The organism is Caballeronia sp. EK, from assembly GCF_014384845.1.
Lineage (GTDB): Bacteria > Pseudomonadota > Gammaproteobacteria > Burkholderiales > Burkholderiaceae > Caballeronia > Caballeronia jiangsuensis.
The window spans coordinates 285,364-309,716 of record NZ_JACSUE010000007.1; the positions used below are offsets into that span (position 1 = coordinate 285,364).

The window sequence follows — 24,353 nt, forward strand, 5'->3', positions numbered from 1 at the left end:
ATTAGGTACCCGAATGAAAATCCTGATGATTTCGCTGAACTATGCCCCCGAGGTCTCTGGCATCGGGAAGTATTCGTCAGAGCTTGCAGAATGGTTCGCAAAGCGGGGCCACATAGTACGCGTGATCACGGCGTCACCATACTATCCAGGCTGGCGGGTACAGGAAGGGTATAGCGCTCGCAGGTACTCGACAGAAACGCTCAACGACGTATCGGTGATGCGCGTGCCGTTCTGGTGTCCCCGGCGGCCCTCCGGAATAAAACGCCTGATTCACCTGATGAGTTTCGCCATTGCCGCCGTACCCCGGGCGCTTGCTCAGATACGCTGGCGTCCCGATCTCGTGTGGTTCGTCGAGCCGCCCTTGTTCGCGAGCCCGCTCGCATTGCTGACCGCGCGCGCAAGCGGCGCGCTTTGCTGGCTTCATATCCAGGACTATGAGATCGATGCGGCATTCAACCTCGGCATGCTCAAAGGTGACGGCCTGCAAAGGCTCTGCCTGAAGGTCGAGCGAGCGCTTCTTACGCGCGTGGACGGCGTTTCAACCCCTTCGGCGGCGATGACGCAACGCGCCGCCTCGAAAGGCGTAGCCGATGACAAGCTATGTCTCGTGCCAAACTGGGTCGACACCGCGAACATTCGGCCATTGGGGCGAACGAGTGCTTACCGTGGCCGGCTCGGTATCGACGAAAACGCGATCGTGGTGCTGTATGCCGGGAATCTGGGCGCCAAGCAAGGCCTCGAACTGCTTCCTGAAGCCGCGCAATTGCTGCTGCATCGACGTGACATCGTCTTCGTAATATGCGGCAATGGTCCGGCGCGAGAGCATCTGAAGGCGCAAGCTGCAGGGCTTCCGAATATCAAGCTTATCGGCTTGCAATCGAACAAGCGTTTCAATGAATTGATGGGCCTTGCGGATATCCACGTTCTCCCTCAACGTGCCGACGCGGCCGATCTCGTGATGCCGTCCAAGCTCGGCGCGATGCTCTCGAGCGAACGGCCGGTTGTCGCAACTGCCGCCGAACATACGGAGTTATGGAACATCGTTCATGCGGTGGGCATCGTAACCGAGCCCGGCTCCGCGGCCGCAATGTCGCAGGCGATTGCCCGCCTCGCCGACGATCCTGCATTGCGAGAACGCCTCGGCGCGCTCGGACGAGGTTATGCGACGACCCATCTTTCGCGAGAAAAGATCCTCACTGCGTTCGAGAGCCGAGTCGTGATCGACCTCCGGAAGAAGCGTGGAATCCCGGATCGCGTCATTACTTGAGTCGGTGCCGCGTGTACGCGGCAATCCGGCATTTCGACTCACACAACGTGCGCAAGAATGCGCCTTCTGAATAACCCGATGTACACGGCATAGTCCGCCACTACGCTGGCAATGATGGTTGCCCAGATCGCCCAGTCGACCGTGCCGAACTTCTTGAGCAGGTATATCTTGAGCGGAATGGAGATCAGGCAAAAGACCAATACGGTAAGCAACTGCGGTCGCAGTTCATTCACGCCGTTGAGAAAGATCGCGAAGGAATTGCCCGTTGCTTCGACCACGGCGGACACGGCCACGGCACACCGGAGTTCAAACGGCACATCGAGTTGATCGCCGGTCCAGACCTTCATAAGCCAGGACGACAACGCGAGGATCGTCATGCTCATCAGCAACGCAGTTCCCGTGGTCACGCACATGGACATCTTCAGCGTGTTTCTGATGAATACCTTTTCGCCTCGTGATCGCGCGTCCGCATAGAGACCCCACAGCGGGACCGACAGCATCCCGATCGTCACGGCGATCGCCTGGAATAGCCGTTGGGCGACCGCGAGTCTCGCCACTTCCTTGACACCGAGAACGTTCGATACGATCAACGGGTCGCAGGCGCTGCCGCATATCATTCCGATCTGGAGGATGAAGAATATGCTCCCCGTCTTCATCAGCACCGTGCTGTCACGCCAGCCAGGCCCGGCCCAGATGCGGCGGCAGAGTGAAAATATCCGCTCGCGATGAAGGCGCACCAGAAGGATCAAGGCGCTCGCGACTTGCACGCCGTACGTGCACAGGACGAGATATGGCATGGGCGCATGCGAGCGCGCACAGAGATAGAGCAGCGGCAACGAGCAAAAATATCCGATCGCCGCAACGGTATGAGGCTCCCACGCCCGCTGCAGACCGAAGAACACTTTTCTCACGCCGCCCAGCGGAATGTTCACGCAAAACAGCGCGATGAAGGTAAGCGTGGAAAATACAGCCTCCCGCGCAACCTCCGCCGACCCGATCTTGAGCACCCGCTGAAAGTCGATCAACATCACGGCGCAGATCAATACGCCTCCGACCGCCAGACCGATTACGGTGAGCAGTAATACCCCGCGCGTTACGATCGTCTGCACGGCGTCGTCATCGTCGGCCGCTTTGGCATCGGCAACGAGATTGACGAGCCCGTTCGCGACGCCCAGATCCAGAACCTGCAGCATGACCGCGAGACTCGATATCGTCATCCAGATGCCGAAACGCTCTTGTCCGAGATAGGGAAGCGTAAAGGATACTGACAGCACCACCACCGCAAAGCCCAGCGCCGCACTTACCGCGTTGCAGCCGACCGAGCGCGCGGCGCGAGCATAGCGCTCCCTGTCGCGCCCTTCGGAAGCGCCGACACCAAAAGGCAAACGACGAAAGCATAACCTCAGGATAGAAGCTGGTGCGCGCGCGAAAGAACGATCTGAAAGCGCCATGAGGTCGTCTCATCTATGACGCTTCTCTTCCGCTCGACGATAACCCAGGGAAAGAACAGCGACGGTTAAACGGAACATCGGCATCGACAACTTCGGACGGGCGCGCAAGCACGCCAAAGTTCACGCAATCCGGCCGCTCATCAAAGCGATATAGTTTTGAGCTACGCGGGAAACGTGGAAGCGATCTTCGAAGCATTGCTTCGCCGCGACTCTCATCGCAGTCTTGGTGTCTTCCGGCAAACGCGTCCATTGCATAAGGAGGCGGGTGATGCCCTGCTGCGTGTCTTCGTCCGCGAGTCCGGCGCCATCGCCGACGACTTCCTGCCAGATTCCGACCTTATCGGTCAAAAGCACCGGCACTCCGCATGCGAGTGCTTCAACCACTACCACGCCGAAGTTCTCCTGATGCGATGGCAGGATCATGACGTCCGCCGCTTGCAACAGGGACCATTTATCGGTTCCCTTCACCATGTCGAGCCAGGTGATGCGCCCGGAAAGTCCGAGTTGCTCCGCTTCGCGACGCAGTCTCACTGCGAGTCCGTCGTTGTCCGGCCCTGCGATGACGAGCCGATAATCGGCGGCGGCGTCCTTTATTTCGTTAAACGATCGGATCAGCAAGTCGCAACCCTTCTTTTCATGAATCCGCCCGAGAAAAAGAATGAGTTTCTTGTTTCCCGACTCGCCGGGAGAACGCCATCTTTCGATCTCTGTCATCCCGATCGAAGGTGGTGGCGCGGTCCCGATCGTCATCGTCGTTTCCCTGGCTCTGTACAACGGAAAGGCCTTGCGTGCCAGTTCGCGCTCGCTTTCCGTCGTGAATAGAACGCCTTTTGCGCCATTGACCACGTGCCGTTCCACGAACAGCCAATAGATCAGCTTCTTTGCGTACTTGAGCGGCTTACCGACGTTGAACCACGGATCGAGCATGCCATGCGGCATGACGAAATAGGGGATATTTCCAGGACGCAGCGAAAACACCGCCGCCGCGCTGTGAAATTGCCAGATTCCGTCTACGACAATCCCATCGTATTGCCTGCCGTGTTGTTTGAGCCATCGAATCAGACGCAGACTCAAGGCGTATTTGCCAGCATAGTGCCCAAGGCGGACCACTCGATCGAATGCGCCATCGTCCGTCTTGTCGGCATGCACCGAAGAGTCGAGACAAACGATGTCGACCGTGTGTCCGCTAAGGCGCAGTTCTGTCGCGAGCCTCTTGAGGGCCTCGGCCGGGCCGCCATAGCGCGCTTCCAGGGACGGAATGATGTGAAGCGTTTTCAAAGACGTCCTCCGATGATTCGTGATCCGCGCGAGCCACCATAAGAAGAATGGACTGTCGTGCTGTCGCATCCGCTTGCCGAGGCCACCATGAACCGCGTTCGCTCCGGATAGCCATCGTAGTGGCTGATCCGCCTGAAAAACGCCATTGGCGGAAATCATCAAGCTTTTGGCCGCTGCCCTCGCGCGCGGATCATGGTCGGAGCGCGCACGACTGCCTCAATCGGTCAGCCAACGTCTTGTTGAGATCAGTCAGAACACGGTCCGCCCATACACGACCGGCTACCGTTGAGAGTGCATGAATCAGCGATCCGATCAACGAGCGCCCTACTGCGCCGCACGCATCCTATTCCGAGGGATTGAAGATATGCTGTCCAAGAGAGCTGCATCGAATGCGCTATACGATGGTGATCTGGCAGTTCCCCGCATTACCCTTCCACGCGCCGATTATCTCGAACACCCAGACGACGCGGATCTGCCGCCCAAGAAATTTCATGTCCGCCCCATCCGATTGGTTGTTATCTTCGAGCAGGACAATTCGATGGGCGGAGGATTTCAACAGGCGATCAACGCCGCGCTTCTGACCAAACGTCTGCCGCCCGAACTCTGCACCGTGACGCTAGTCACGACACGTCAGTCGACGATCGAAGAATTACATGGTATTGGTATCGACGCTATTTACCTTCCCAGTGGGCGTTTGCAGCGGTTGCTCGCGCGCTTTCATGTGATGTGGCGACAGCTGAATCCATCCCCATTGCTTAAGCAGAAGAATCACTTCAATTGGCTGGATAGAGCTCTGCGAGACATCGGCACGGACTTGGTCTATTTCACATGTCCGTCTTTCCTGGCACTGGTTACCACGCAGTTCAGTTATCTCTTTACTGTCTGGGATCTGTCGCACAGGGACGAAGTCGACTTCCCCGAGGTGCGGTCAGGTGGCGAGTTCGAGCGTCGCGAGCAGATCTATCAACAGGCGTTGAAGAAGGCGACCGGCATCATCGTGGACTCGGACGCGGGTCACGACAACGTGGTCCGACGATACGGCGTCGATAAAGATAGAGTGCATGTGATTCCGTTCTCTCCCGGCGTTGCAACCCAGCTACCCGAGCACGAACTCGATCATCCGGATCGCTTCGTCGATATCAAGGCCAAATATGGCCTGAATTGCGACTACATCTACTATCCCGCGCAATTCTGGCCGCATAAGAATCATGTCTATTTGCTGCGGGGATTACGCAGTCTGGAAGATCGTTTCGGCATCAAGATGGGTGCGGTGTTCTCGGGGCGGGACTTCGGAAATCTTGCTTACGTACGATCCGTCGCGGCCGAGCTCAGGTTGACCGATCGAGTCCGCTTCGCCGGATACGTGCCCGATCACGAGCTGCCCTGCCTCTACCGACAGGCGACCGCGTTGGTGATGCCCACGTATTTCGGACCCACGAACCTGCCGCCGTACGAAGCATTTCAACTAGGGGTTCCGGTGCTGTATTCGGATCTCAAGGATTTGCGCGATCAGGTCGGTGACGCGGGTCTTCTTATCGATCTCTGCAATCCGTACAGTATGGCCGACTCGCTTCGAAAGCTCATGATCGATCCCGGCCTGCGGCAGACTCTCGTCGAACGAGGAAGACAACGGATCGCGTCGCTCACGGATGACCGGCGCCTTTCGGTGCTTCAGCGCGCGCTGGAGGCGTTCCAGGCGAGGCGTATGTGTTGGGAGGCTAGCCCGCCGACTCCTCATAATGAACGTGGGTATTCGCTCCAGGCGAACAGAACCCGCAAAGTCTGAGAATCCGTGTCTTGTGCAATGCTGCAACAAGGGGAATCCAAATGGCATCAGAACTCGGCTACGAACAAACGTCAGCCCCGGAGGTTCCTTTGGAGGAAGCGAACGATGACTATCCAATGGGCGGCGTGATCGACCTTAGCCGTGCCGGAAAGGGCAACTTCGTGAAGATGCGCTCGCCGCTCGTCGAGGCGCTCTGGTTCATCGTCGAAGCTAGCATCATCAATAACAAGCTCGTTCCTTTCTCCGGCCTGCGCGTTGCGCTGTTACGTCTATTTGGCGCCAGGATCGGCGTGGGCTGCCGCTTCCTGCATCCCGTTCGCGTGAAAGCGCCCTGGAATCTCGTGGTCGGCGATCATTGCTGGTTCGGCTTCGATACCTGGATCTACAATCAGGCGCCCATTCGTATCGGCTCGCACGTTTGCATCTCGCAGAGCACGTTCCTCACGACCGGATCGCATGCCATGGGCACGACGATGAACCTGCGCGTCGCGCCGATCGTCATCGAAGACGGTGTGTGGATCACGGCGAACTGTGTTGTGCAAATGGGCGTGACGATCGGCCGTTCAGCAGTGGTCACGCCGATGTCCGTCGTACATCGTTCACTTGCGCCCGAGGGTGTGTATGGCGGCAACCCGTGCCGCTTCATTCGCAAGCGTTTCGATTGATTGTCGATGGCCGATGCATATCCTGCGCGGAGCATAGCATCGGTTATCTGACGACAACATCAAAGCCGTTTCCGCGACCGTCCACGGAATTCCGTCGGAGACATCGAGAATTCCTTGCGGAACAGCTTCGAAAGCCTTTCGCCATTGCTGAGCCCTGTTCGACGAGCGATCTTGTCGACCGGAAGATCGCTACTCTCCAGCAATTTGCAGGTGAGTTCGAGCCGTGCGCGCAGCAGGTACTTCGAAGGCGTGAGCCCTATCTCGCGCTTGAACAAGCGCAGGAAGTTTCGCTCGCTCATCGAGAACATTCGCGCGGCATCGACGACGGATATCGGCTTCGAGCAGTTCTGCGCAAGCCAACGCGCCGATGCGCGCGCTTTTTCCGCAAGCGTCTGGTCACACATCTCCTCGAACGAACCCGCTAAAGATATTTCCCCGGCAGAGCCGAGGCGGTCCGCTACGCGCACAGCCAGTTCAGCACCCAGATCCCTTCTGAGTAACGCGAGCGAGGTCATCAGCGCCTGGTCGCGCTCATGCTCCGGAACGCTCGGCGGTGACTCGGGACGTATGCCCTGCTTGATCGATGGCCAGTCGCGCTTGCCCAAACCAGCGGCCGACAAGAGCATCTGAGCATTGCCGATCGCGGTGATGGTGACACTCTTTGCACTGACCCGTCGCAATAGATCGATGAGGCCATCATCGGCAGACGCGCGTGCGACACCGCTTCCGCCGGTGACGAAGAGGTTATCGAGGCTATCGAATTCCCTGCCTGCCAACTGTTCTGTCCAGACCGACATCGAAGAAGAGCACGAAACCGTGCCACCACGAACCGATAAGAGGTTGACGCGATAGGTCAATGACCGGCTCTGAGCTTCGAATTGCAACTCGTTTGCCACGTGAAGCGCCTCGGCAAGCGTACCGGCGGCAAGCAAAGAGAATCCATCGTATATGACAATGCCGACATGCTTGACCGCCGCAGAATCCTTTACGGGACGAGTGCGATTGTTATTGCAAGCTATCGCGTCGAACACGTGGGATGAGGTTGACATGACGGAGCCCCTAGGTCGTTGCGTTAGTGTTCTTCGTACTAAATGAGCAGATCGACTACCGGGCTTCATCGAAACGTGCGATTCGACGAGCACACGAGAGCAGGTTACAGGCAAGAAAAAATTACGTCGAGACTTCGACAAAAATAGCTTTCCATATGAAAAAAATTCAACATCGATCATACGGATGAATGGTTACGGACGTTCGTATAGACGTGATGCATGAATCACGTCATATCAAAGCTATTGAGCTGCTTTTAATTCATACTTTATGAAGAGACTTTTATTATCTTCTAGAGGCAAATGCAAGCTTCGGCAGATGGATTGGGTGGGTCCCGACAAGGTGTTGGCGATTTCCGTCTGACCTTCATCCGCTCTTTCGCAACGGCGTACATTTCCACAACGCGACGCCTGACAGTCCACTTCTCGATCTAGCTCGCGCTCAATGAGTGACATTGCCGACCTATGCGTACTTCGAGCACACATTTCGATGATGTCACGCCACTGCCGACTACCCTACCGGCGGAAGCAAGCTGGATCGTGGTCGCGGCGGGAATGGCGTGCGTGATTTCTATCCAGTTCGGCCACACCGTTCACCTGTCGATAGGAAGCGCTTGCTTCGCCCTCGCCTGCATCTACACGATCAAAAGGCTGACGCCCCTTTGGCTCGGTGTGGGGCTTCTCGGTGTCGTGCTCGTCGTCATTCCACATCTTTTTTCACCGGACGATTTCGCGGTCGATGCGTTGTATCGGTCTCTCCGCGAAGCGGCCTGCTTCTTTGTTCTCGTCGTCCTCAAGACAGTAACGTTGAACTTCAGCTTCGAGAGCCAGGCGAGAATCGCAAGAGTAATCTGGATACTCATGATCGCGCTGCTGGTTATGAGTGCGCTGCAGGCCATCGATCTCAAATACAGTCGAAGCGAACTATTCTTTGTCCCTTACGCGTTTTTTGCTCCCCCAAGCACGCCGGGCGGGTGCTGGACGATCGCGGCCTGCTGGCTTCAGTTCGAACAAGCGCACGGCATCCTTACCGTGATACGGCCATCTGCTACGTATTCGGAGCCGTCGTACCTCGGGTTTATCGTGCTATGCCTCGTTTTCGTGAGCCAGAATGTCCTCAAGGGACGCCACGGCGGCGGGAAGATGGCCTTCATCGCCGCCGCGATGGCGACGGTCTTGCTTGCTCAGACGACGAGCGGAATCATCTCCATCGTCATCATGCTTCTCTTCGCGACCAGACCGTCCCCCGCGAAGACGGCGGGGATCATACTCGCCGCTCTTCTTTTCGCGACTGGCGCCGGCGTCGTGATGAGCGACCGAGTCTCCGACATCATGCGGGGAACGGACATGTCGTTCCTCGCACGATTCACCTACCCCTTCCAGGCGGTGAGTCAGGTTCTGGAAAAAGGTTACGTGCTCGGCGTCCCGTCCGAATCCCTGGCGAAGCTGGTATCGAATGAGGTTTTAGCCGCAACGGATTTGGGCGCCGGTGCAAGTGACAATGGGCTCATCAACATGTTTCTCCTATACGGGATATGTGGAGGGATTGCCTTGTTGGCGATCCTCTTTCTGCGCTGCAGCTTTCCCGAGATTGTCTTTCTCGTTCTTTCGATGCAATTCAATGGCAGTATCTTTACTTACGATAAGGCGACCCTGATTTCCTTATCCCTGATACTCTTCAAGGCGCGCTTCGACGCAAACAACGGACGGCGGAGTTTGCCGTTAGAGGATGGGCCTGTGGATCGCATTCCTTATCTCAGAGCCTTACCTTCCAGGCTCGCGAAGCCGATCAAAGATGTCGCTGCTGCACCATGAAACCGAAATCCCGGTCATGCGTGAGATGGCTGATGCTTGCACTTTTTCTGTTGAGTGTAAGACACGGCTACGGTACGACGTTGTATGTCGCGGAGCACGGGAACAACAAGTCTTCTGGCCTAAGCACCGCACTTGGTACTTCAAACGGCCCGCTCGCGGATATCGGAGAAGCGATAAAAAGAGCAAGTCAGTATTACAACTCCAAAGCGCCAGCGACTGTGTCCATTGCGGTCATGGACGGCGTATATCGGATTGCAGCGCCCATCCGGATCGCGCAAAACGCGTCGGGACCGCCGCTCCCTCCTTTGCGAATCTATGCCATCAATGCTGGTGCGGTACGAATCAGCGGTGGTAAAGAGATTACTCAATCACGCTCTCTGAAGTCGGGCGAGGTAACGGACGTTCCGGCTGCTGCGAGGTCGGCTATTCGTGTCTTCGATTTCTCGGCAAGCCCTTCCGGACTTCATGATCTGGAGGCGCATGGCTGGAACAATCCAGCCACCGTGACGAACACGGACCTCTACTTCAAGGGCGCGCGAATGCGCCTGGCGCGCTGGCCGCGGACTGACTATGCCACCATCACTTCCGCGAATGCCGGTGAACCTGACACGGTCTATGTCACGCCCACACCTCCCGGTCGATTCACAAGTGAGATAACCCTATTTGCGGCAGGCTACCTTTCCTATGATTGGGCCATGGAGGCACTGCCGGTGGTTGCGGCAAACAGCAGCGGGAGCCGTATCGTGCTCGGCGCGGCTCCGTCTCTTCCAGTCCAGATCGGCGGACGATTTTTCCTGGAAAATGTTCCTTCCCAACTGACGGCTCCGGGTGATTGGGTCCTGGATGTCAAGGGCCGGCGTATTCTTTTCTGGCCGCCCTCCAACGATATCTCGGGCACTGAGATATCGAATGCCGAATCATTGATGACACTGGACGGCGCAAGCGACGTTGAACTGAACGGCCTTGATTTCGAATTGTCTCGTGGCCCGGCGATCGTGATCACGAACTCGGATAACATCCGCGTGATCAACTCGACGATTCACAACATCGGTGGACGCGCCATCGACGCCTCAGGAAACCGGATCCAGGTTAAGAATTGCAGCATCCACGACGTGGGCGACGGCGGGGTGTACATAACAGCGGGAGATCGGACGAGTCTGGCACCGGGCGAATCAACCGTCTCCGGTAACGACATCTACAACTTCAGCCTTTGGAATTATACGTATCGCCCCGGAATTCAATTGTCGGGCGTTGGAAACATCGCGACCGGAAACCGCATTCACGACGCACCGCATATGGCCGTCAAACTAGAGGGCAACGACCATACGCTCGCATCCAATGAAATATACAACGTGGTTCAGGACTCGAGCGACGCCGGTGCAGTCTACATGGGTCAGGACTGGACTCAGCGCGGCAATGTTATACGCGATAACCATCTCCATGACATCGGAACACCTTCCCGGGATGTGCGGGGCGTCTATCTCGACGATCAAATCAGCGGAACGTATGTTTTGGCGAACGAGTTCGTTCGCGTTACCCACGCAGTCTTTGTGGGCGGTGGCAGAGACAACGTAGTTTCCGACAATGTATTCATCGACAGCAATCCGGCAATCGAGATAGATGACCGGGGTCTCACCTGGCAGGCAGCTGCGGTCCGCGATCCCGACGGGCCCTTTATGCGCGGGTTGGAGGCCGTCCCGTATACCGGAAGTGTTTATAGCAAGTATCTGCATCTCAAAGACATACTGATCGACAACGTGGGAGCGCCGAAATACAACGTTTTTCAAAATAACACGATGGTGCGCAGCGGCTGCCCTGAATTCGCCAGCGGCAACACATGCACCAATTGAATTGACACCGACAAACCAGGGAAAGACGATGAACCGTGCGCAGTCAATCATGGCAGCGATCGCCGCCGGTCTTTTGCTGAACGCTTGCGGCGGCGGATCTTCTTCATCAGACGTTGCACAGGCCGTCAAGGCACCCACGACGTCTTCACCAAATCTGGTTGCTATCGGCGATAGCCTGACGGAAGGAGTCGGATCGAGTAATGGGGGATATCCTGCTGTGCTTTCTGGAATGTTGAATGACAGGCCCTTTGCGAATCTCGGCATTGGAGGTCAGACATCGACGCAAATAGCGTCTCGGATCGGTGCGCTGCCGTCGGCAATGACGCTCGACGGAAACGCTGTCCCGGCGAGCGCCACTGCAGTCAGCGTCACCAGCTTGTCTATCGATCTGTTATCGACACCCGCCGACGACACCACGCGCAGCAAGTCCGGAAGCCTCTGTTCGGCTCACGGGGTGCTGCAACGTACGGCCGTCGGTGGTCCACCTTCCACGAGCGAGATCTACACATTCACTCGTGACGCACCCGGCCAGGCAGTCTCGTGTTCTCCGGCTTCCGCGTTCCTCGCCGATTCGGACGGCTATGATGCATGGACTGCCATCATATGGATCGGTCGAAACAACTACGACGACGTTGCAACCGTCGTCGCCGATGTCAAAGCTACCGTGCAGTGGCTCAAGCCTTCCAGCGCGCATTTTGCCGTACTGTCGGTCATAAAAGGCGAGTTCAGCTACGAGTATGCCGGCGCCCTTGGCGCGCAACACATCGACCAGATCAATGCCGAATTGAAAGCGGCATATCCCGACAATTTCGTCGACATCGAGACTGTTCTGGTCAATTCGTACGATCCGAACCTTCCTCAGGATGTCATGGACCATATGAACAATATCCCGCCGACTTCCTTGCGCTCGGACACGGTCCATCTCAACGATGCCGGATACGGCATCGTCGCCGCGCAGTTGAAGTCTTTCATTTCGTCCAGGAACTGGTAGTACCCGAGCTACCGCATACGCTTCTCGCCGCCGTCACTCATCCGCCAGCGGCGCGTTCGAAGTCTCGCGGCTTGCGAGCATCGCAACGAGCGCGACACCCGCTGCCCCACGAGATACCACGCCGGCGCCAGCCTGTTGCCCGTGACGCCGATGAGCCATGTCGCGACGAGCGGCGCCGTGCCGCCAAAGAGCGCATTCGCCGCATTGAAGCAAAATGCGAAGCCGCTATAACGCACGCGAGTCGGGAAGATCTCCGACAAAAAGCACGGCAGCGTGCCGTCGTTCATCGTGAGCAGCACGCCGAACGCAATCTGGATCGCGACGATCATCGCGAAGCTCGCGCCCGCCAAGCCCTTGAAAAGCGGCACCGTCAATACGGCGAACAGAATCGATGCGCCGATAAGCATCGACTTGCGTCCCACGCGATCGGATATCGCGCCCATCACGAAGATCAGGCCGATATACGTCGCAAGGGAAATGGTCGCCGCCATGAACGAGGCCGTCTCGCTCATTCCCATTTCTGTAGAGAGATACGTCGGCATATAGCTCAGCACAAGATAAAACGCCACTGCATTGAGACAGGTCACGCCAAAGGCAATCAGCATCCGCCCACGATGTTTCGACAGCAATTCGGCTATCGGCGTCTGCGCGCCATGATGATTTTGCTCCATAGCCTTGAAGCGCGGCGTATCTTCCAGCTTGACGCGGATATACCGCCCGATCAGGCCAAATGGCGCGGCCAGCAGAAACGGCAGACGCCAGCCGAAAGAGTGCAATTGTTCGCTCGTGAGCGCGGCATGCATGAGCGCGACGAGAATCGAACCGAATAAAAGACCCGCAGCCGTGCTGGCCGGAACAATGCTTGTATAGAAGCCGCGCCGCTTGTCCGGCGCGTATTCGGCGAGGAATGCGGCCGCGCCCGCATATTCACCCGAAGCCGAAAACCCCTGCACCACGCGCACCAGAAGCAGCAGAACCGGCGCGAGCATGCCGACCTGCGCATAGGTCGGCAACAGCGCGATCACGAAAGTCGAACACGACATGATGAGAATCGACAAGGACAGTGAAGTGCGTCTGCCTATCCTGTCGCCGACGTGGCCCCACACGATGCCGCCGATCGGCCGCACGATGAACGAGATCGCGAATACGCCGTAGGCGGCGAGCAAACCCGTTGCGCCGTCGGTCTTCGGGAAGAACACGACGGCAAGGATCGTCGCCAGATAGCCATAAGATGCGTAGTCGAACCACTCGACGAAATTGCCGATGAAGCTCGCGCACGCGGCACGCTTCAATAGCTTCGGATCGACTTGCGTGCTTTCCTTATCCAACACCTCGGGCAACGCAACCTGCGCGGTTACCGCTCTTTCCGTGTTCATCGAATGTCTCCGGACGTGATGATGCGATTGCTTCGTGCGCTCCGGCAACGACACCGTCGCCGGTTCGTGCAGTGCCCGCTCAGGCAGCGATGATGTTGTGCTCGGGTCCGTAAGGAAAGCCCGTGATGTTGGTCGCGCCCTTCTCGCCGACGACGAGGATGTCGTGTTCGCGATAACCGCCCTCACCGGGCAGACCTTGCGGCAGCATGATCATGGGCTCCATCGAGACGACCATGTTTGGTTCGAGCACAGTGTCGATGTCCTCGCGCAGTTCGAGCCCCGCTTCGCGCCCGTAGTAATGCGAAAGCACGCCAAACGAGTGACCGTATCCGAACGTGCGGTATTGCAGCACGCCGTATTCGGCGTAAATCTTGTTGAGCTCGTTTGCGATATCGCAGCATCGCGCGCCCGGCTTGATGAGCTCGAGCCCCGCCTCATGGACCTCCACGTTGATCTTCCACAGGCGCAGATGAGCGTCGGAGCAGTGATCGAAGAACATCGTGCGTTCGAGCGCCGTGTAATATCCCGCGATCATCGAAAAGCAATTGAGGCTGAGGATGTCGCCTTTTTCGACCTTGCGCGTGGTGACGGGATTGTGCGCGCCGTCGGTGTTGATGCCGGATTGAAACCAGGTCCAGGTATCCATGAGTTCCGAATCGGGAAAGCGGCGGGCGATCTCGCGCACCATCGCCTGCGTCGATGCAAGCGCCACTTCGTGCTCGGGCACGCCCTCGCGAACGGCCTGTGCGAGCGCCGCACCGCCGGCATCGCACACATTCGCACCATGCTTGATGACATCGATTTCTTCCGCCGACTTGATCATGCGCATGCGCATCGTCTGCACGCCGATATCGACGAATTCCACCGATGGCAGCGCGGCCTTGAGCTTCGATAACATCTCGACCGGAAGCTGATCGAACTCGACACCCACGCGTCCCTTGTTTTCGATTTCTCCTTGCACGGCGCGGAAAAAGTTATCGCGTTGCCAGTCCGTATAGACGACGTTGTAGTCGCCCACGGTGCGGCGCCACGGCTGGCCACCGTCGATGTTCGCTGAAATCGACACGGCTTTCTTCGGTGTCACGACAAGACCGTATTTGCGCCCGAACGAGCAATACAGAAAGTCAGCGTAGTAGTTGATGTTGTGATACGACGTGAACAGGACAGCGTCGATGTGTTCGCGGGCCATCAGTTCGCGCAGCCTGCCGTAGCGATTCGCGTATTCGGCGTCGGAGAACGTGTGCTTCGCTTTATCGCCGTTCTCGATGCGGATGAGGTTCTCCATTTTCATGCACTCAGCTCCTGGGTGAAAAGTCCGTCGGTGTGAGTGAATGGTAGGAGCGTGGTGGTTTCGAATATTTCCCGATTCGACGTCAAAATTCTCATTTTCGACATCGAGGGTTAACCATGAACGGCGCGCCTGTACGCCGCTTTTAAAGGGACTTTTGATACCGCCGGCGATCGGCTATCGGCGAGATGCCGAACTGAGCCTTGTAGCGCGTAGAGAAATGAGTGAGCGATGTGAAGCCGGTGCGCGTGCAAACTTCTTCAAGCGTGCGCGCGGTTCTATAAAGCAATTGACGCGCGCGCAGAAGGCGTATTTCGAGGTAAGCCTGCGCCGGTGTCTTGTCGAAGCGCTCCTGGAACCATCGCTCGAGTTGACGTTGAGAGACCTTCACGAATGCCGCGATTTCCGCGATGCTGAGCGTCTCTTCGATATTGCTTTCCATGACCTGCAGTGCTTCGTCGAGTTTCGCGTGTGCATCGCCGATGTATTGCCTGAGCGACGTCACCTGTCGCTCTTCATGACCGCGCCTCTCTGCGACGAGCAATTCGAGCACGCGCGCCGCAAGCGCGGGACTGCCCGGTGGAAGCGCGAGCAAATGCACCATCAGATCGAGCGGCGCGACGCCGCCGCTGCATGTGTATCGATCACGATCCACCTCGTAGAGCCGATTCGACACGGTGAGCTTCGGAAACTGCTCCAGCAGCGTGTCCTGGTCCTCCCAGTGAATCGTGCAGCGATATCCATTGAGCAGCCCCGCGCGCGCGAGAAAATAGCTGCCCGTATCGAGACCGCCGAGCGCGCTGCCGCGACGTGCCTGCAAGCGGAGCCAGTCCATGATCGCGCCAACGCCCTTGCGTGGAATCGGATTCGGTCCGACGACGAACACCGCGTCGAAGTCACCCGCCTCCGGCATCGAGACATCGGGGATCACGCGGATGCCGTCGCTCGAACGCACGACGTCACCGTTCGCGCCGATCAGCGTGTACTCGTAGACCACACGCTCGACGAGCATATTGGCAATGCGCAACGGATCGACAGCCGTGCCGAGCGCGATCAGCGAGAAGTTTTCCAGAAGCAGAAAGCCAATTCGCATGACACGCATGTCGTGCATGCCAGAATGCGGTTGCCTTGTCGTTCTAGCGAAATTGGTCGTGGATGGCATCAGAGGCATTACTTATCGCGTGACTCAATATCGCTCCATTTTATAGAAGGCTATTCGCATGGGATAAGATCAGAGGCTCAAACGCTACCACTCATAGCGGGAAACGAAGCGCAACTTGAAAATGATCTGGCTTGCCAACGCGATTCTCGTGCTGCACGCGCTGATCGTGCTTTTCATCGTCGGCGGATTGATCGCTATCTGGGTGGGCGCTGCGACGAATTGCAAGTGGGTTCGAAACCGCGCGTTTCGAAGGGCGCACATCGCGGCTATCGGTATCGTCGCGACGCTCGCTGTCGTCGGACTTCCCTGCCCGCTCACCGTTCTGGAAGATCAGTTGCGCGCCGGGGAGACGGGCGCGCAACGGTTCGTGCAGCGCTGGGTCGGCGCCTGCCTGTATTTCGATTTGCCGGTCTGGGTGTTCACGCTCGCCTACGTCGTTTTCTTCCTCGCCGTGGCGATGACGTGGCGCCGCATTCCGCCATACTTGTGACGGATCGCGATTCAGACCGTCGTGCGCGGAAGATAGCCGTCCGGTTTGCCCTGGAGCTTGCGGCTCACCTTGAGGGCGAGCAATACCGGCTTCGTGATATGCGGACGCAGGATCGCATGCTTGCGCACATACCGGGGAACGTGCCACTCGGAGCGCGTACCCGCGTAGAACAACGCTGCGTGCCCCGCGCGCAATGTACGTGGTTCCTGGCCTTCAGCGGTGATGATGACTTCGCCTTCGATCACATAGATCGTCTCGTCTTCTTCGAAGTACCAGTTGAAGCGGCCGGCGGTGCAATCCCAGACCCAGGAAGTTGTCGTGGTGTCGAGACTTTGAGACCACCTGCCGCTGCGCGCGACTGGACTTCCTTCGAGGACCCATGCCGGGTCGATCGGGTCTGGTTCGAGCAATACGTCATCCAGACGCACGGACTCGAAAACGGGCGTTGTCATGAAGGCTCCTTTACGGTTGCTGATGATCGGTCATGAACCAAGCGAGAAGCTGCTGTGCCTTGCGTGTTCACCAGTGCTTTGCATCGCCTGATGTGTCGTCTATGTGCAGACAAATTCGCAAGAAATTCGTTCAGCGATCACATTACATTCTGTAATGTTTATTGATCATACCGCGTCTCGGGCAATCGCAAACGGAAAAGGTGTTCCTTGTATGACAAAAGCGCGCGCGTTCTCAGTGATGATCGAAGAGCGCGATCTGATTTGCCTTGACCATCGAACGGACCTTCGACATGAACTTCGTCTTGGGATCCAGCTTGCACGCTTCCGCAACGGTCGCGCCCACCGGCTGAGCCGTATCGATCACCGTGGTCTCCGTTTCCTTCACGCCGAGCTTGTCGACACCAGCTACCCAGTAGACGAGCGCGGGTTGATACGCTTCATCGACCTGCACGAAATCCGCACACGTCATTTTCGCTGGGGCGACCTTTATTTCCTTCGCGCTGGCGGCGCCGGCGGCGCAAACACAGATCAGGGCAAGCAGAATTTTGGCAGGCTTCATAAGACATTCCTTGTATGGATGATTGGGGTTTCTTCAAACTACAAGCACATCTTAGTAATGCAGAGTTAGCCGAGAATTATTCAAGCGAGCTGTGCTGCGCGTACATGGCCAGAGCCCAGCAGCGTCCAGCCGATACCGCGCACATTGCGAATCAGTGCGCGCCCGAAGCGCTTGCGCATCGAGTGGATCAGCACGTCGAGCGCATTGCTTTCCACTTCGTTGCCCCAGCCATAGATGCGTTCTTCGAGTTGCGCGCGGGAAAGAATCGCTTCGGGCCGTTCGAGAAGCGCATGCATCAACGCGAATTCCCGCGCGGACAATGGCGACGCGACGCCCTCGCGCCAGAGCGTGCGGCGGTCGAGATCGAGGCTCAGTTCTTCATCGCCGATGCACGACGTTGCATAGCCAGCCTGACGACGCAGAACCGCGCGAATTCGCGCGAGCACCTCGCGCACATCGAAGGGTTTGAGCACGCAATCGTCCGCGCCGACATCGAGACTGCGCACGCGCGTTTCCGGGTCGTTGCATGCGGTGAATGTCAGCATCGGCACCTTGTTGCCCGATTCCCGCGATGCCCTCAGCAACTCGAGACCGCCACCGCATAAAAGGCCGAGGTCGAGCAATACGACCGCGTAATAGGCCGCGTCGATGGCGAGACGGCCCGCTCGCGCCTCGCGGACCCAGTCGACGCGGTAGCCATCGTCCTTCAAGGCCCGGAACAGGGCCTGCCCCATTTGCAGATCATCTTCAACCAGTAACACGCGCATGATGTCCCTTCTTGTGGAAATTGTTCGTCGCAGTTCGTTGAAAAATGCAGGCACACCGTCACTGACTTTTATTACGGATTCCGAATCGATATGGATGGTGTTCCGGCGGTTCATTCCGACTGATTCCGGTCAACGATGATCAGTCGAGCAAGTGCAGTTTAGAGTCCAGGCGATCGCATGTCTGTCCTCACGAAACAGGACAACAATCATTCGCCCGCTAGCCGAGCAAGGCAGTCAGTGCAACGAGTTCGCGCTGCGTGCCGATGCCGAGCTTCGCGAGCGCCCGCTGCTTGTAGGTAATGACGCTCGCCGGAGAGAGCGCGAGTATCGCGCCCACGGTTTTCGCGGTCTCGCCCTGCCCCAGAAGTTTCGCGACGGATCGCTCGCGCTCCGACAGCGCTGTGTGCCATTTGATCGAGACTTCGCGCGGCACGTTCGGCGTCGCGCTCAGTCTCGCGTGTGTGGAGGCGAGCGCGGCGAGAAAGTCCGCAAAGGCAGCAACGCAGGCTTTATCGCGGTCTGTGAAGCACCCCATCGCCGTAGACCGATAGACGCTGAGAAACGCCGTGTAACCGGGTCCGGGCGCGATCACCGAGAGCTTGTCCGCGATGCCGGGTTCGATAAAGAACCGCTCGTAGTATTCGGCATTCGATTCGCGATTCAACATCATCGAACGCACCGCGGGCATGACCGGATGTGTCGCGGCCATCGCTTCGGCGCAAGCGAACTCACGCACCAGCGGATCCTCACGATAGCGGCCGCCTACATAAGCTTCGGTCAGGCGCGTGGCGACACCACGGGAGCGCCGGCTGGCAAGCGCCGATATCTCCGCGTGACGCGGCTTGACATTGACGATCACGCAATGCTCGATCTCGACGATTCCGGCCAGCGCGTTGATCAGGCTATCGCCGAAATCGTCGGTGCCTGCCGCGCGCACACAGTTGGAGAAAGGAAGGACATCTGCAAAGTCTCGCGGATTCATACGGATGCTCATGCCTTGAAAACGATGCTCGGATCGCGCTCAAGAAGCCAGGAGCAAGGTTGCCTTCTGAGCGCTGGAAGGCACCAGGCGCGAACATTTTTGGGCGATGATTCACCGCTGATTTACGTCGTGTCGTTCGCGCGATCGAATGAATATTCAGGTGCAAGCTTGTAAGCCCACTTGAATACCAGTGATTCGAGTGGCGCTATGTTAGGAAGCTCGACGTAGGTCGTCTTGTCGTTTTGGCCCGTGATTCACGACGATTTCGGCACAATTTCTTGATTCGAAATCAAACGATCATGCGTGTCGTGACGCCCTGCGAAAAAATCGAACGAACGTTCAGTATGGCATGTCGCTTTTGATCGAATACGCGTCGCGCGATATAAAGCAGCGAGCCCTCCGATGCATTGCACATCGCGTCGCGGAGCGTTAGCGAACGACTGCTCTTCAACGATGACCATGCCCTTTCACGAAATTCATCAAGGCAGCGAAGGCGGGAGGAATGGATGGGTCCGCTGCCTGGAGCCGCAGTGCGTCGCCGCCCTCGATGTTGATTCGATACGTGCGGCCGTCCGGCACCGGCTTCGCGGCGCGCGGACCGGGCACGCTTGCCTCGTCACGCGCGGCGGCGACGAGGCGAGCGAATTCGGCGCTGTCTTCCGGCGACAGATCGTGTTCGTCCAGAACGACTGGCCGTGCAAGTCCCGGAATCGCAGCGAATCCGCCATCCGTCGTCAGTTCCGCATGCATCGAAGGCTCCCGTGACGATTGATGCAAGGCGCAGCCCATGCAGAGCAGTATCGCGCCGACATAGAGTCCCGCAAGCACACGGACCCTTGCACACGTCACAATACACCGACTTCGGTCCATCCTTTCTTCACCGCCGCCGACTCCGCGCTGCTCGCGCCATAAAGCCTGCTCGCGGTTGACAGCGTCAGCTTCGCGAACGTCTTGAAGGTCGCCGTCGGCTTGAGATGCGAGTCGGTCAGGGTCTCATACCAGATTCGTCCGGCCTTCTCCCACGCATGTCCGCCGATTTCGAGCGCAGCCACACAGAACGCCTTGTTTGGAATGCCCGAATTGATATGCACGCCGCCGTTATCCTGCGTCGTGCGAACGTAGTGGCTCATGTTGTCCGGCTGCGGATCCTTGCCGAGGCGCGGATCGTCGTAGGCAGTGCCGGGATCTTTCATCGAGCGCAGCGCGACGCCTTTTACGCCCTTGGCGAGCAATCCTGCTCCGATGAGCCAGTCTGCCTTGTCGGCCGTCTGTTTGAGCGCATATTGCTTGATAAGCGAACCGAATACATCCGACACCGACTCGTTCAACGCACCCGCCTGCGTCATGTAGTTAAGGCCGGCCGTGTGCTCCGTCACGCCATGCGTCAATTCATGACCGATGACATCCAGCGCAATCGTAAAGCGGTTAAAGAGTTCACCGTCGCCATCGCCGAAGACCATCTGCTGTGAATTCCAGAACGCATTGTCGTAGTCGGTTCCGAAATGAACCGTGCCGATGAGCGGTAAGCCGGCATCGTCGATCGAATTGCGATGGAACACTTCGAGATAAAACTCGAAGGTCGCGCCTAGCCCGTCGTAGGCCTCGTCGACGGCCTCGTCTTTCACGGGCTTGCCGCCTTCGGCGCGAACAACCGTGCCCGGCAGCGTCTCCGTATGGTTCGCCGTGTAGATGGTCCTGTTTGCCGAAGGTGTGGCAGCCGTGGGCATCGGCGCGGCGCGGCGCGGTGCGAGCGCTGCCTGCACCGCACGGAAATGCCGCATCGTGTGGTCCTTCGACAAGGTGTCGATGGCAATCTCGCGCTGTTTCGCATCACCATGTTTTGCAATGTTCTCCAGCATATGCGGCGGCAGAATGCAGTAGATCGAATGAGGACGTCCCGGCTTCAGTTGATTGCACATGATCCTGTCCTTGTTAGAAACGAGTTGGATTGGTGACGCGGCTACGACGAAAAATCTAGACGATGACACCGAATAGTCAATGCGGGCGCTTTTACCGAACGCGTTCTCGTGAACCGCTTCATGCGCGTTATTCGAATCTAATATAGGCGTACTAAGGTTTCGATTGAACGCGATTGAAGTGTCCATCCTCCCGTTCGGGCCATCGAGAACGGCACCCGGCGGCCGAACGCGCTGTCTCCACTAAAGGTTTACCCAAATCATCAATTTGTTGGCCACCGCACCGAACTGAAGAATGGAAAGGATGTTAAATCCTTGCAAAACGTGCAATGAGAAACTCAAGAAAATGCGCGACCTTACTAAAGAATTAAGCGGCTCAGGGATGCGTGACGTTGCCAGCGTCGCGTTTTACCGAAAGATGCATGCGTGCGTCGGTAATTTCGAAAGCGGAGGCGACGCATGACGCCGATCGTTTTCGGAGGCCGTTTCGGGTGGCTTCATGTCGGTCAGGGAAGCCACGGCGTCGTGCTGTGCAATCCCTTCGGGCACGAAGAGGCTTGGGGACACAAGGCCATGCGCTATCTCGCCGAGGAGCTTTCCCGGCGGGATATTCCGGTCCTGCGTTTCGACTATCTCGCAACGGGCGATTCAGTCGGCATCGATCACGAAAGCGATCGGCTCGACGAGTTTGTCGCGGATATCGGCGCGGCGATCGAACGTTTGCGGCACGACGCCGGCGTGACCAAGGTCACGTTGTGCGGCTTGCGTCTTGGCGGGACATTGGCGGCGCTGGCATCGCAACATCCGCTAGTGGATTCGCTCGCGCTGCTCGCACCCGTGATCAACGGGCGTCACTATCTGCGCGAATTGACGGCTTTGCGAAAGACGTGGGTCGAGAATCTTCCCATGGACGTGCGAGCAGGACAGATCGATTCGCCCTTTCATGTGCTCGGGCAAGTCTATAGCGAAGCGTTCCGCAGCCGCCTTGGCGCGCTCGATCTCGGCAAGTCCATAAGCCGGCATCGCGCGATGCCCAAGCGCGTGTTCGTGGCCGATCTACGGCCCGGCGCAAGCCAGTCGCTATGCACTGCATTGCGCGATCGAGGCGTCGAAGTGCAAGCGGAAAGCTTCGACGACTATTTCGAATTCATGCAGGAGACAGCATCGTCTACCTTGCCGGAAAAAACGCTCAAGCGGACCGCGCAATGGATAGCGCAAAGCATGGCCGAAGACGAACTCGGCGATGCCATGCCGGACCGCATGAGAAAGGCGTCGCGGCCGAGCATGAGCGACGATGCGATCATCGAAACGCCGGAAGCCATCGAGCGCCCGGTGATCTTCGGCGCGGCCGGGCTTTTCGGCATCTTGTGCGAGCCGCGCGACAGGCTCGCGGGCGGACCCGTGATCGTCATCACCAATACGGCAGGGAGCGTGCATCAAGGCGACAGCCGTTTGTCCGTGCGCATCGCGCGGGAAATGGCGCAACGCGGCATTGCATCGTTGCGCTTCGACGCGCGCGGCATCGGCGATAGCCCCGCGCGCTCGCCGGATGGAACGCTGGACACGACCGCATCGATCCATGCGGAAAGCACGATCGAAGATGTCGCGACGGCGGGCGCATGGCTCAAGCGCAAGGGCTACGATAACGTCGTCGCGTTCGGAATCTGCTCGGGGGCGTATAGCGCGTTGCGCGCTTCGCTCGTCGAGCCGGCTATCGCGGCCGTGATCGCCGTGAATCTGCAGCGCTTCTACATCCCTGAGCGGCTGACGCTGCAAGAACTCAGGAACCAGCGGCGCAACACGATGGCGCGTCTCGGGCCGGCCATTCTGAAGCCGAAGAAATGGTGGCTCGTGCTGAGCGGTCAACGCAGGCTCAAGCCGATTGTGAAGGCGTTTGCATCGAATGCCGCAGCGCGACTGCAATCGCAGATGCTCGGTGTGACCCGCAAGAAAGAGGCGCATACCGGCGGCAATCACTCGCTGACCGATCCGCACAGCGTCGTTCATGCGCTCGAACGCAAGGGCGTGCGCACGCTGCTCGTGTACGGCGCAGGTGACGAAGGGCTCGACCAGCTCAACGCCCATTTCGGCAGGCACGGGAAGAAGCTCTCGCGAACGACGAGAGTGAAGGCCGCTGTTTGCAGGGATGTCGATCACGCGCTCTACGACACGCGCGCGCTGGCCAGCGTGATTGCGTTGTCCGAGACCTTCATTCGCGATCTGCAGCCGGCCAGCGCGCCGGTGATGGAAGCCATTGCGCCGCTCGGCGTATCTCAGCAACTTTGAGTTGATCCCTACGTCGTCTTCGATACGGAACGCGGCCCGCTTTCGCCGGGCGCGGGTCCGTATCGAAGACAAGACGCCTCGGTTCGTGACGATGTTCGTCCGACACCAACACACATCCCCGATCTGTTTTTAGACCGCCGACACGTTGACGCCGAATCTCCGGTGTCGAATCGACGCCAAGTCGCGTCGATGTCTAAATTTCCCTCGCTTAATCAGCCGGTTAGATTAACCGAACAGATCTTCTAGCCCCTCCTGGCACAGCCCTCGCATATGTAGCTGCGAGCGCAACGATTAATGCTCAACCAACCCACCCAGTCCAGGAGAACCATCATGTTGAAGATCGAAAACCTCGCAGTCAGCAAAGAACTCGGCCGCGCTGAAATGGGCGCCATCGTCGGCGGTGCAAGCATCTTCCAGAACAACGGCATCAACGCCAACTCCATCAGCGGCTTCGCTTTCGCCAGCCCGCAAACCAACGTCGCTCCCGTGACGCAAGTCGATGCCTCGCAACACACCGACGTCGACGTGAAGAACATCACCAAGTCGCTTTCCTCGATCGGCAGCCTGCTCGGCGGCGTCGCGGTCTGATAACTCATCTCATCCCAAACCACACACTCATTCGGAGAACCATCATGTTGAAACTCGACAACCTCGCAGTCAGCAAAGAACTCGACCGTGCCGAAATGGGCGCTATCGTCGGCGGCGCGAGCATCTTCCAGAACAACGGCATCAACGCCAACTCGATCAGCGGCTTCGCTTTCGCCAGCCCGCAAACCAACGTCGCTCCCGTGACGCAAGTGGATGCATCGACGCACACGAACGTCGATCTGACCAACGTCACGAAGTCGCTCGACGCGGTCGGCAGCCTGCTCGGCGGCGTGAAGGTCTAAAGCCACTCAATCATTCATTCAAGTTATCAGGAGAGA

22 protein-coding genes are annotated in these 24,353 nt (G+C 58.0%); 10 read left to right on the top strand and 12 right to left on the bottom strand.

The window, feature by feature from the left end; translation table 11 throughout:
- Positions 1-13: 13 nt before the first annotated feature.
- Positions 14-1,267: a glycosyltransferase WbuB gene (locus tag IAG25_RS22750; protein ID WP_187606865.1), complete on the top strand. Its 1,254-nt coding sequence runs from the start codon at positions 14-16 to the stop codon at positions 1,265-1,267.
- A 38-nt stretch (positions 1,268-1,305) separates the two neighbouring features.
- Here the strand turns inward: IAG25_RS22750 and IAG25_RS22755 are convergent, their stop codons facing one another.
- Together IAG25_RS22755 and IAG25_RS22760 are read right to left on the bottom strand one after the other, a co-directional pair.
- Positions 1,306-2,718, bottom strand: a complete 1,413-nt coding sequence (locus tag IAG25_RS22755) for a lipopolysaccharide biosynthesis protein (RefSeq protein WP_187606866.1) — start codon at positions 2,716-2,718, stop codon at positions 1,306-1,308.
- Positions 2,719-2,838: 120 nt separating this feature from the next.
- Complete coding sequence (locus tag IAG25_RS22760; RefSeq protein ID WP_187606867.1) at positions 2,839-3,996, bottom strand: glycosyltransferase; 1,158 nt, start codon at positions 3,994-3,996, stop codon at positions 2,839-2,841.
- Between the two features lie 295 nt (positions 3,997-4,291).
- Here IAG25_RS22760 and IAG25_RS22765 point away from each other — a divergent pair, with 295 nt between their 5' ends.
- Entirely contained in the window at positions 4,292-5,782 is a 1,491-nt protein-coding gene (locus IAG25_RS22765) for a glycosyltransferase family 4 protein (protein ID WP_255503861.1), read from the top strand.
- A gap of 116 nt (positions 5,783-5,898) precedes the next feature.
- A complete protein-coding gene (locus tag IAG25_RS22770) occupies positions 5,899-6,447 on the top strand; it encodes a putative colanic acid biosynthesis acetyltransferase (RefSeq protein ID WP_250486529.1) in 549 nt (182 codons plus the stop codon).
- A 59-nt stretch (positions 6,448-6,506) separates the two neighbouring features.
- Here the strand turns inward: IAG25_RS22770 and IAG25_RS22775 are convergent, their stop codons facing one another.
- Positions 6,507-7,496, bottom strand: a complete 990-nt coding sequence (locus IAG25_RS22775) for a GlxA family transcriptional regulator (RefSeq protein WP_187606869.1) — start codon at positions 7,494-7,496, stop codon at positions 6,507-6,509.
- 462 nt (positions 7,497-7,958) lie between these two features.
- On the opposite strand from IAG25_RS22775, the gene IAG25_RS22780 reads away from it, so the two are divergent.
- From IAG25_RS22780 to IAG25_RS22790, 3 genes are read left to right on the top strand one after another with little or no spacing between them, the layout of a single operon-like run.
- On the top strand, positions 7,959-9,308 hold the full coding sequence (locus IAG25_RS22780) for a hypothetical protein (RefSeq protein ID WP_187606870.1): 1,350 nt from the start codon (positions 7,959-7,961) through the stop codon (positions 9,306-9,308).
- Between the two features lie 32 nt (positions 9,309-9,340).
- Positions 9,341-11,158 (top strand): right-handed parallel beta-helix repeat-containing protein, encoded by a 1,818-nt coding sequence (locus IAG25_RS22785; protein WP_187606871.1) that lies wholly within the window; start codon positions 9,341-9,343, stop codon positions 11,156-11,158.
- A gap of 49 nt (positions 11,159-11,207) precedes the next feature.
- Positions 11,208-12,149, top strand: coding sequence for an SGNH/GDSL hydrolase family protein (locus tag IAG25_RS22790; RefSeq protein ID WP_255503862.1), 942 nt, complete (start codon positions 11,208-11,210; stop codon positions 12,147-12,149).
- Positions 12,150-12,157: 8 nt separating this feature from the next.
- Here the strand turns inward: IAG25_RS22790 and IAG25_RS22795 are convergent, their stop codons facing one another.
- From IAG25_RS22795 to IAG25_RS22805, 3 genes are all read right to left on the bottom strand, one after another.
- Positions 12,158-13,525, bottom strand: coding sequence for an MFS transporter (locus IAG25_RS22795; RefSeq protein ID WP_255503863.1), 1,368 nt, complete (start codon positions 13,523-13,525; stop codon positions 12,158-12,160).
- 79 nt (positions 13,526-13,604) lie between these two features.
- Positions 13,605-14,816, bottom strand: coding sequence for a M24 family metallopeptidase (locus IAG25_RS22800; protein ID WP_187606873.1), 1,212 nt, complete (start codon positions 14,814-14,816; stop codon positions 13,605-13,607).
- A gap of 142 nt (positions 14,817-14,958) precedes the next feature.
- Positions 14,959-15,915 carry a GlxA family transcriptional regulator gene (locus IAG25_RS22805; RefSeq protein ID WP_238294924.1) on the bottom strand — a complete coding sequence of 319 codons (957 nt, stop codon included), beginning with the start codon at positions 15,913-15,915 and terminating at the stop codon, positions 14,959-14,961.
- A 181-nt stretch (positions 15,916-16,096) separates the two neighbouring features.
- Here IAG25_RS22805 and IAG25_RS22810 point away from each other — a divergent pair, with 181 nt between their 5' ends.
- Complete coding sequence (locus IAG25_RS22810) at positions 16,097-16,465, top strand: DUF2784 domain-containing protein (RefSeq protein WP_187607125.1); 369 nt, start codon at positions 16,097-16,099, stop codon at positions 16,463-16,465.
- Positions 16,466-16,476: 11 nt separating this feature from the next.
- Here IAG25_RS22810 and IAG25_RS22815 read toward each other — a convergent pair whose 3' ends face one another.
- The 6 genes from IAG25_RS22815 to IAG25_RS22840 form a co-directional block, all read right to left on the bottom strand.
- Complete coding sequence (locus tag IAG25_RS22815) at positions 16,477-16,917, bottom strand: cupin domain-containing protein (protein ID WP_035508847.1); 441 nt, start codon at positions 16,915-16,917, stop codon at positions 16,477-16,479.
- A gap of 232 nt (positions 16,918-17,149) precedes the next feature.
- Positions 17,150-17,476: an HdeA/HdeB family chaperone gene (locus tag IAG25_RS22820; protein WP_187606875.1), complete on the bottom strand. Its 327-nt coding sequence runs from the start codon at positions 17,474-17,476 to the stop codon at positions 17,150-17,152.
- A gap of 80 nt (positions 17,477-17,556) precedes the next feature.
- Positions 17,557-18,243: a response regulator gene (locus IAG25_RS22825; protein WP_187606876.1), complete on the bottom strand. Its 687-nt coding sequence runs from the start codon at positions 18,241-18,243 to the stop codon at positions 17,557-17,559.
- 217 nt (positions 18,244-18,460) lie between these two features.
- Positions 18,461-19,225 carry a helix-turn-helix transcriptional regulator gene (locus IAG25_RS22830; RefSeq protein WP_255503864.1) on the bottom strand — a complete coding sequence of 255 codons (765 nt, stop codon included), beginning with the start codon at positions 19,223-19,225 and terminating at the stop codon, positions 18,461-18,463.
- Between the two features lie 447 nt (positions 19,226-19,672).
- The gene (locus tag IAG25_RS22835) at positions 19,673-19,975 is read right to left on the bottom strand and encodes a protealysin inhibitor emfourin (protein WP_187606878.1); all 303 of its coding nucleotides are present in this window, start codon (positions 19,973-19,975) and stop codon (positions 19,673-19,675) included.
- Between the two features lie 95 nt (positions 19,976-20,070).
- Entirely contained in the window at positions 20,071-21,144 is a 1,074-nt protein-coding gene (locus IAG25_RS22840) for a M4 family metallopeptidase (protein WP_187606879.1), read from the bottom strand.
- 456 nt (positions 21,145-21,600) lie between these two features.
- On the opposite strand from IAG25_RS22840, the gene IAG25_RS22845 reads away from it, so the two are divergent.
- The 3 genes from IAG25_RS22845 (at position 21,601) to IAG25_RS22855 (ending at position 24,317) form a co-directional block, all read left to right on the top strand.
- Positions 21,601-23,427, top strand: a complete 1,827-nt coding sequence (locus tag IAG25_RS22845; protein WP_187606880.1) for an alpha/beta fold hydrolase — start codon at positions 21,601-21,603, stop codon at positions 23,425-23,427.
- Positions 23,428-23,757: 330 nt separating this feature from the next.
- Positions 23,758-24,015, top strand: a complete 258-nt coding sequence (locus IAG25_RS22850) for a hypothetical protein (protein WP_035511911.1) — start codon at positions 23,758-23,760, stop codon at positions 24,013-24,015.
- Between the two features lie 44 nt (positions 24,016-24,059).
- The gene (locus IAG25_RS22855) at positions 24,060-24,317 is read left to right on the top strand and encodes a hypothetical protein (RefSeq protein ID WP_187606881.1); all 258 of its coding nucleotides are present in this window, start codon (positions 24,060-24,062) and stop codon (positions 24,315-24,317) included.
- Positions 24,318-24,353: the final 36 nt, after the last annotated feature.

What these genes read in the sequence shown, in the direction of transcription:
- IAG25_RS22750 (WP_187606865.1), top strand. Translation starts at nt 14, where the DNA reads ATGAAAATCCTGATGATTTCGCTGAACTATGCCCCCGAGGTCTCTGGC.
- IAG25_RS22755 (WP_187606866.1), bottom strand. Translation starts at nt 2,718, where the DNA reads ATGGCGCTTTCAGATCGTTCTTTCGCGCGCGCACCAGCTTCTATCCTG.
- IAG25_RS22765 (WP_255503861.1), top strand. Translation starts at nt 4,292, where the DNA reads ATGAATCAGCGATCCGATCAACGAGCGCCCTACTGCGCCGCACGCATC.
- IAG25_RS22770 (WP_250486529.1), top strand. Translation starts at nt 5,899, where the DNA reads ATGGGCGGCGTGATCGACCTTAGCCGTGCCGGAAAGGGCAACTTCGTG.
- IAG25_RS22775 (WP_187606869.1), bottom strand. Translation starts at nt 7,496, where the DNA reads ATGTCAACCTCATCCCACGTGTTCGACGCGATAGCTTGCAATAACAAT.
- IAG25_RS22780 (WP_187606870.1), top strand. Translation starts at nt 7,959, where the DNA reads ATGCGTACTTCGAGCACACATTTCGATGATGTCACGCCACTGCCGACT.
- IAG25_RS22785 (WP_187606871.1), top strand. Translation starts at nt 9,341, where the DNA reads ATGCTTGCACTTTTTCTGTTGAGTGTAAGACACGGCTACGGTACGACG.
- IAG25_RS22790 (WP_255503862.1), top strand. Translation starts at nt 11,208, where the DNA reads ATGGCAGCGATCGCCGCCGGTCTTTTGCTGAACGCTTGCGGCGGCGGA.
- IAG25_RS22795 (WP_255503863.1), bottom strand. Translation starts at nt 13,525, where the DNA reads ATGAACACGGAAAGAGCGGTAACCGCGCAGGTTGCGTTGCCCGAGGTG.
- IAG25_RS22800 (WP_187606873.1), bottom strand. Translation starts at nt 14,816, where the DNA reads ATGAAAATGGAGAACCTCATCCGCATCGAGAACGGCGATAAAGCGAAG.
- IAG25_RS22805 (WP_238294924.1), bottom strand. Translation starts at nt 15,915, where the DNA reads ATGCGTGTCATGCGAATTGGCTTTCTGCTTCTGGAAAACTTCTCGCTG.
- IAG25_RS22810 (WP_187607125.1), top strand. Translation starts at nt 16,097, where the DNA reads ATGATCTGGCTTGCCAACGCGATTCTCGTGCTGCACGCGCTGATCGTG.
- IAG25_RS22815 (WP_035508847.1), bottom strand. Translation starts at nt 16,917, where the DNA reads ATGACAACGCCCGTTTTCGAGTCCGTGCGTCTGGATGACGTATTGCTC.
- IAG25_RS22820 (WP_187606875.1), bottom strand. Translation starts at nt 17,476, where the DNA reads ATGAAGCCTGCCAAAATTCTGCTTGCCCTGATCTGTGTTTGCGCCGCC.
- IAG25_RS22825 (WP_187606876.1), bottom strand. Translation starts at nt 18,243, where the DNA reads ATGCGCGTGTTACTGGTTGAAGATGATCTGCAAATGGGGCAGGCCCTG.
- IAG25_RS22830 (WP_255503864.1), bottom strand. Translation starts at nt 19,225, where the DNA reads ATGAATCCGCGAGACTTTGCAGATGTCCTTCCTTTCTCCAACTGTGTG.
- IAG25_RS22835 (WP_187606878.1), bottom strand. Translation starts at nt 19,975, where the DNA reads ATGCATGCGGAACTGACGACGGATGGCGGATTCGCTGCGATTCCGGGA.
- IAG25_RS22840 (WP_187606879.1), bottom strand. Translation starts at nt 21,144, where the DNA reads ATGTGCAATCAACTGAAGCCGGGACGTCCTCATTCGATCTACTGCATT.
- IAG25_RS22845 (WP_187606880.1), top strand. Translation starts at nt 21,601, where the DNA reads ATGACGCCGATCGTTTTCGGAGGCCGTTTCGGGTGGCTTCATGTCGGT.
- IAG25_RS22850 (WP_035511911.1), top strand. Translation starts at nt 23,758, where the DNA reads ATGTTGAAGATCGAAAACCTCGCAGTCAGCAAAGAACTCGGCCGCGCT.
- IAG25_RS22855 (WP_187606881.1), top strand. Translation starts at nt 24,060, where the DNA reads ATGTTGAAACTCGACAACCTCGCAGTCAGCAAAGAACTCGACCGTGCC.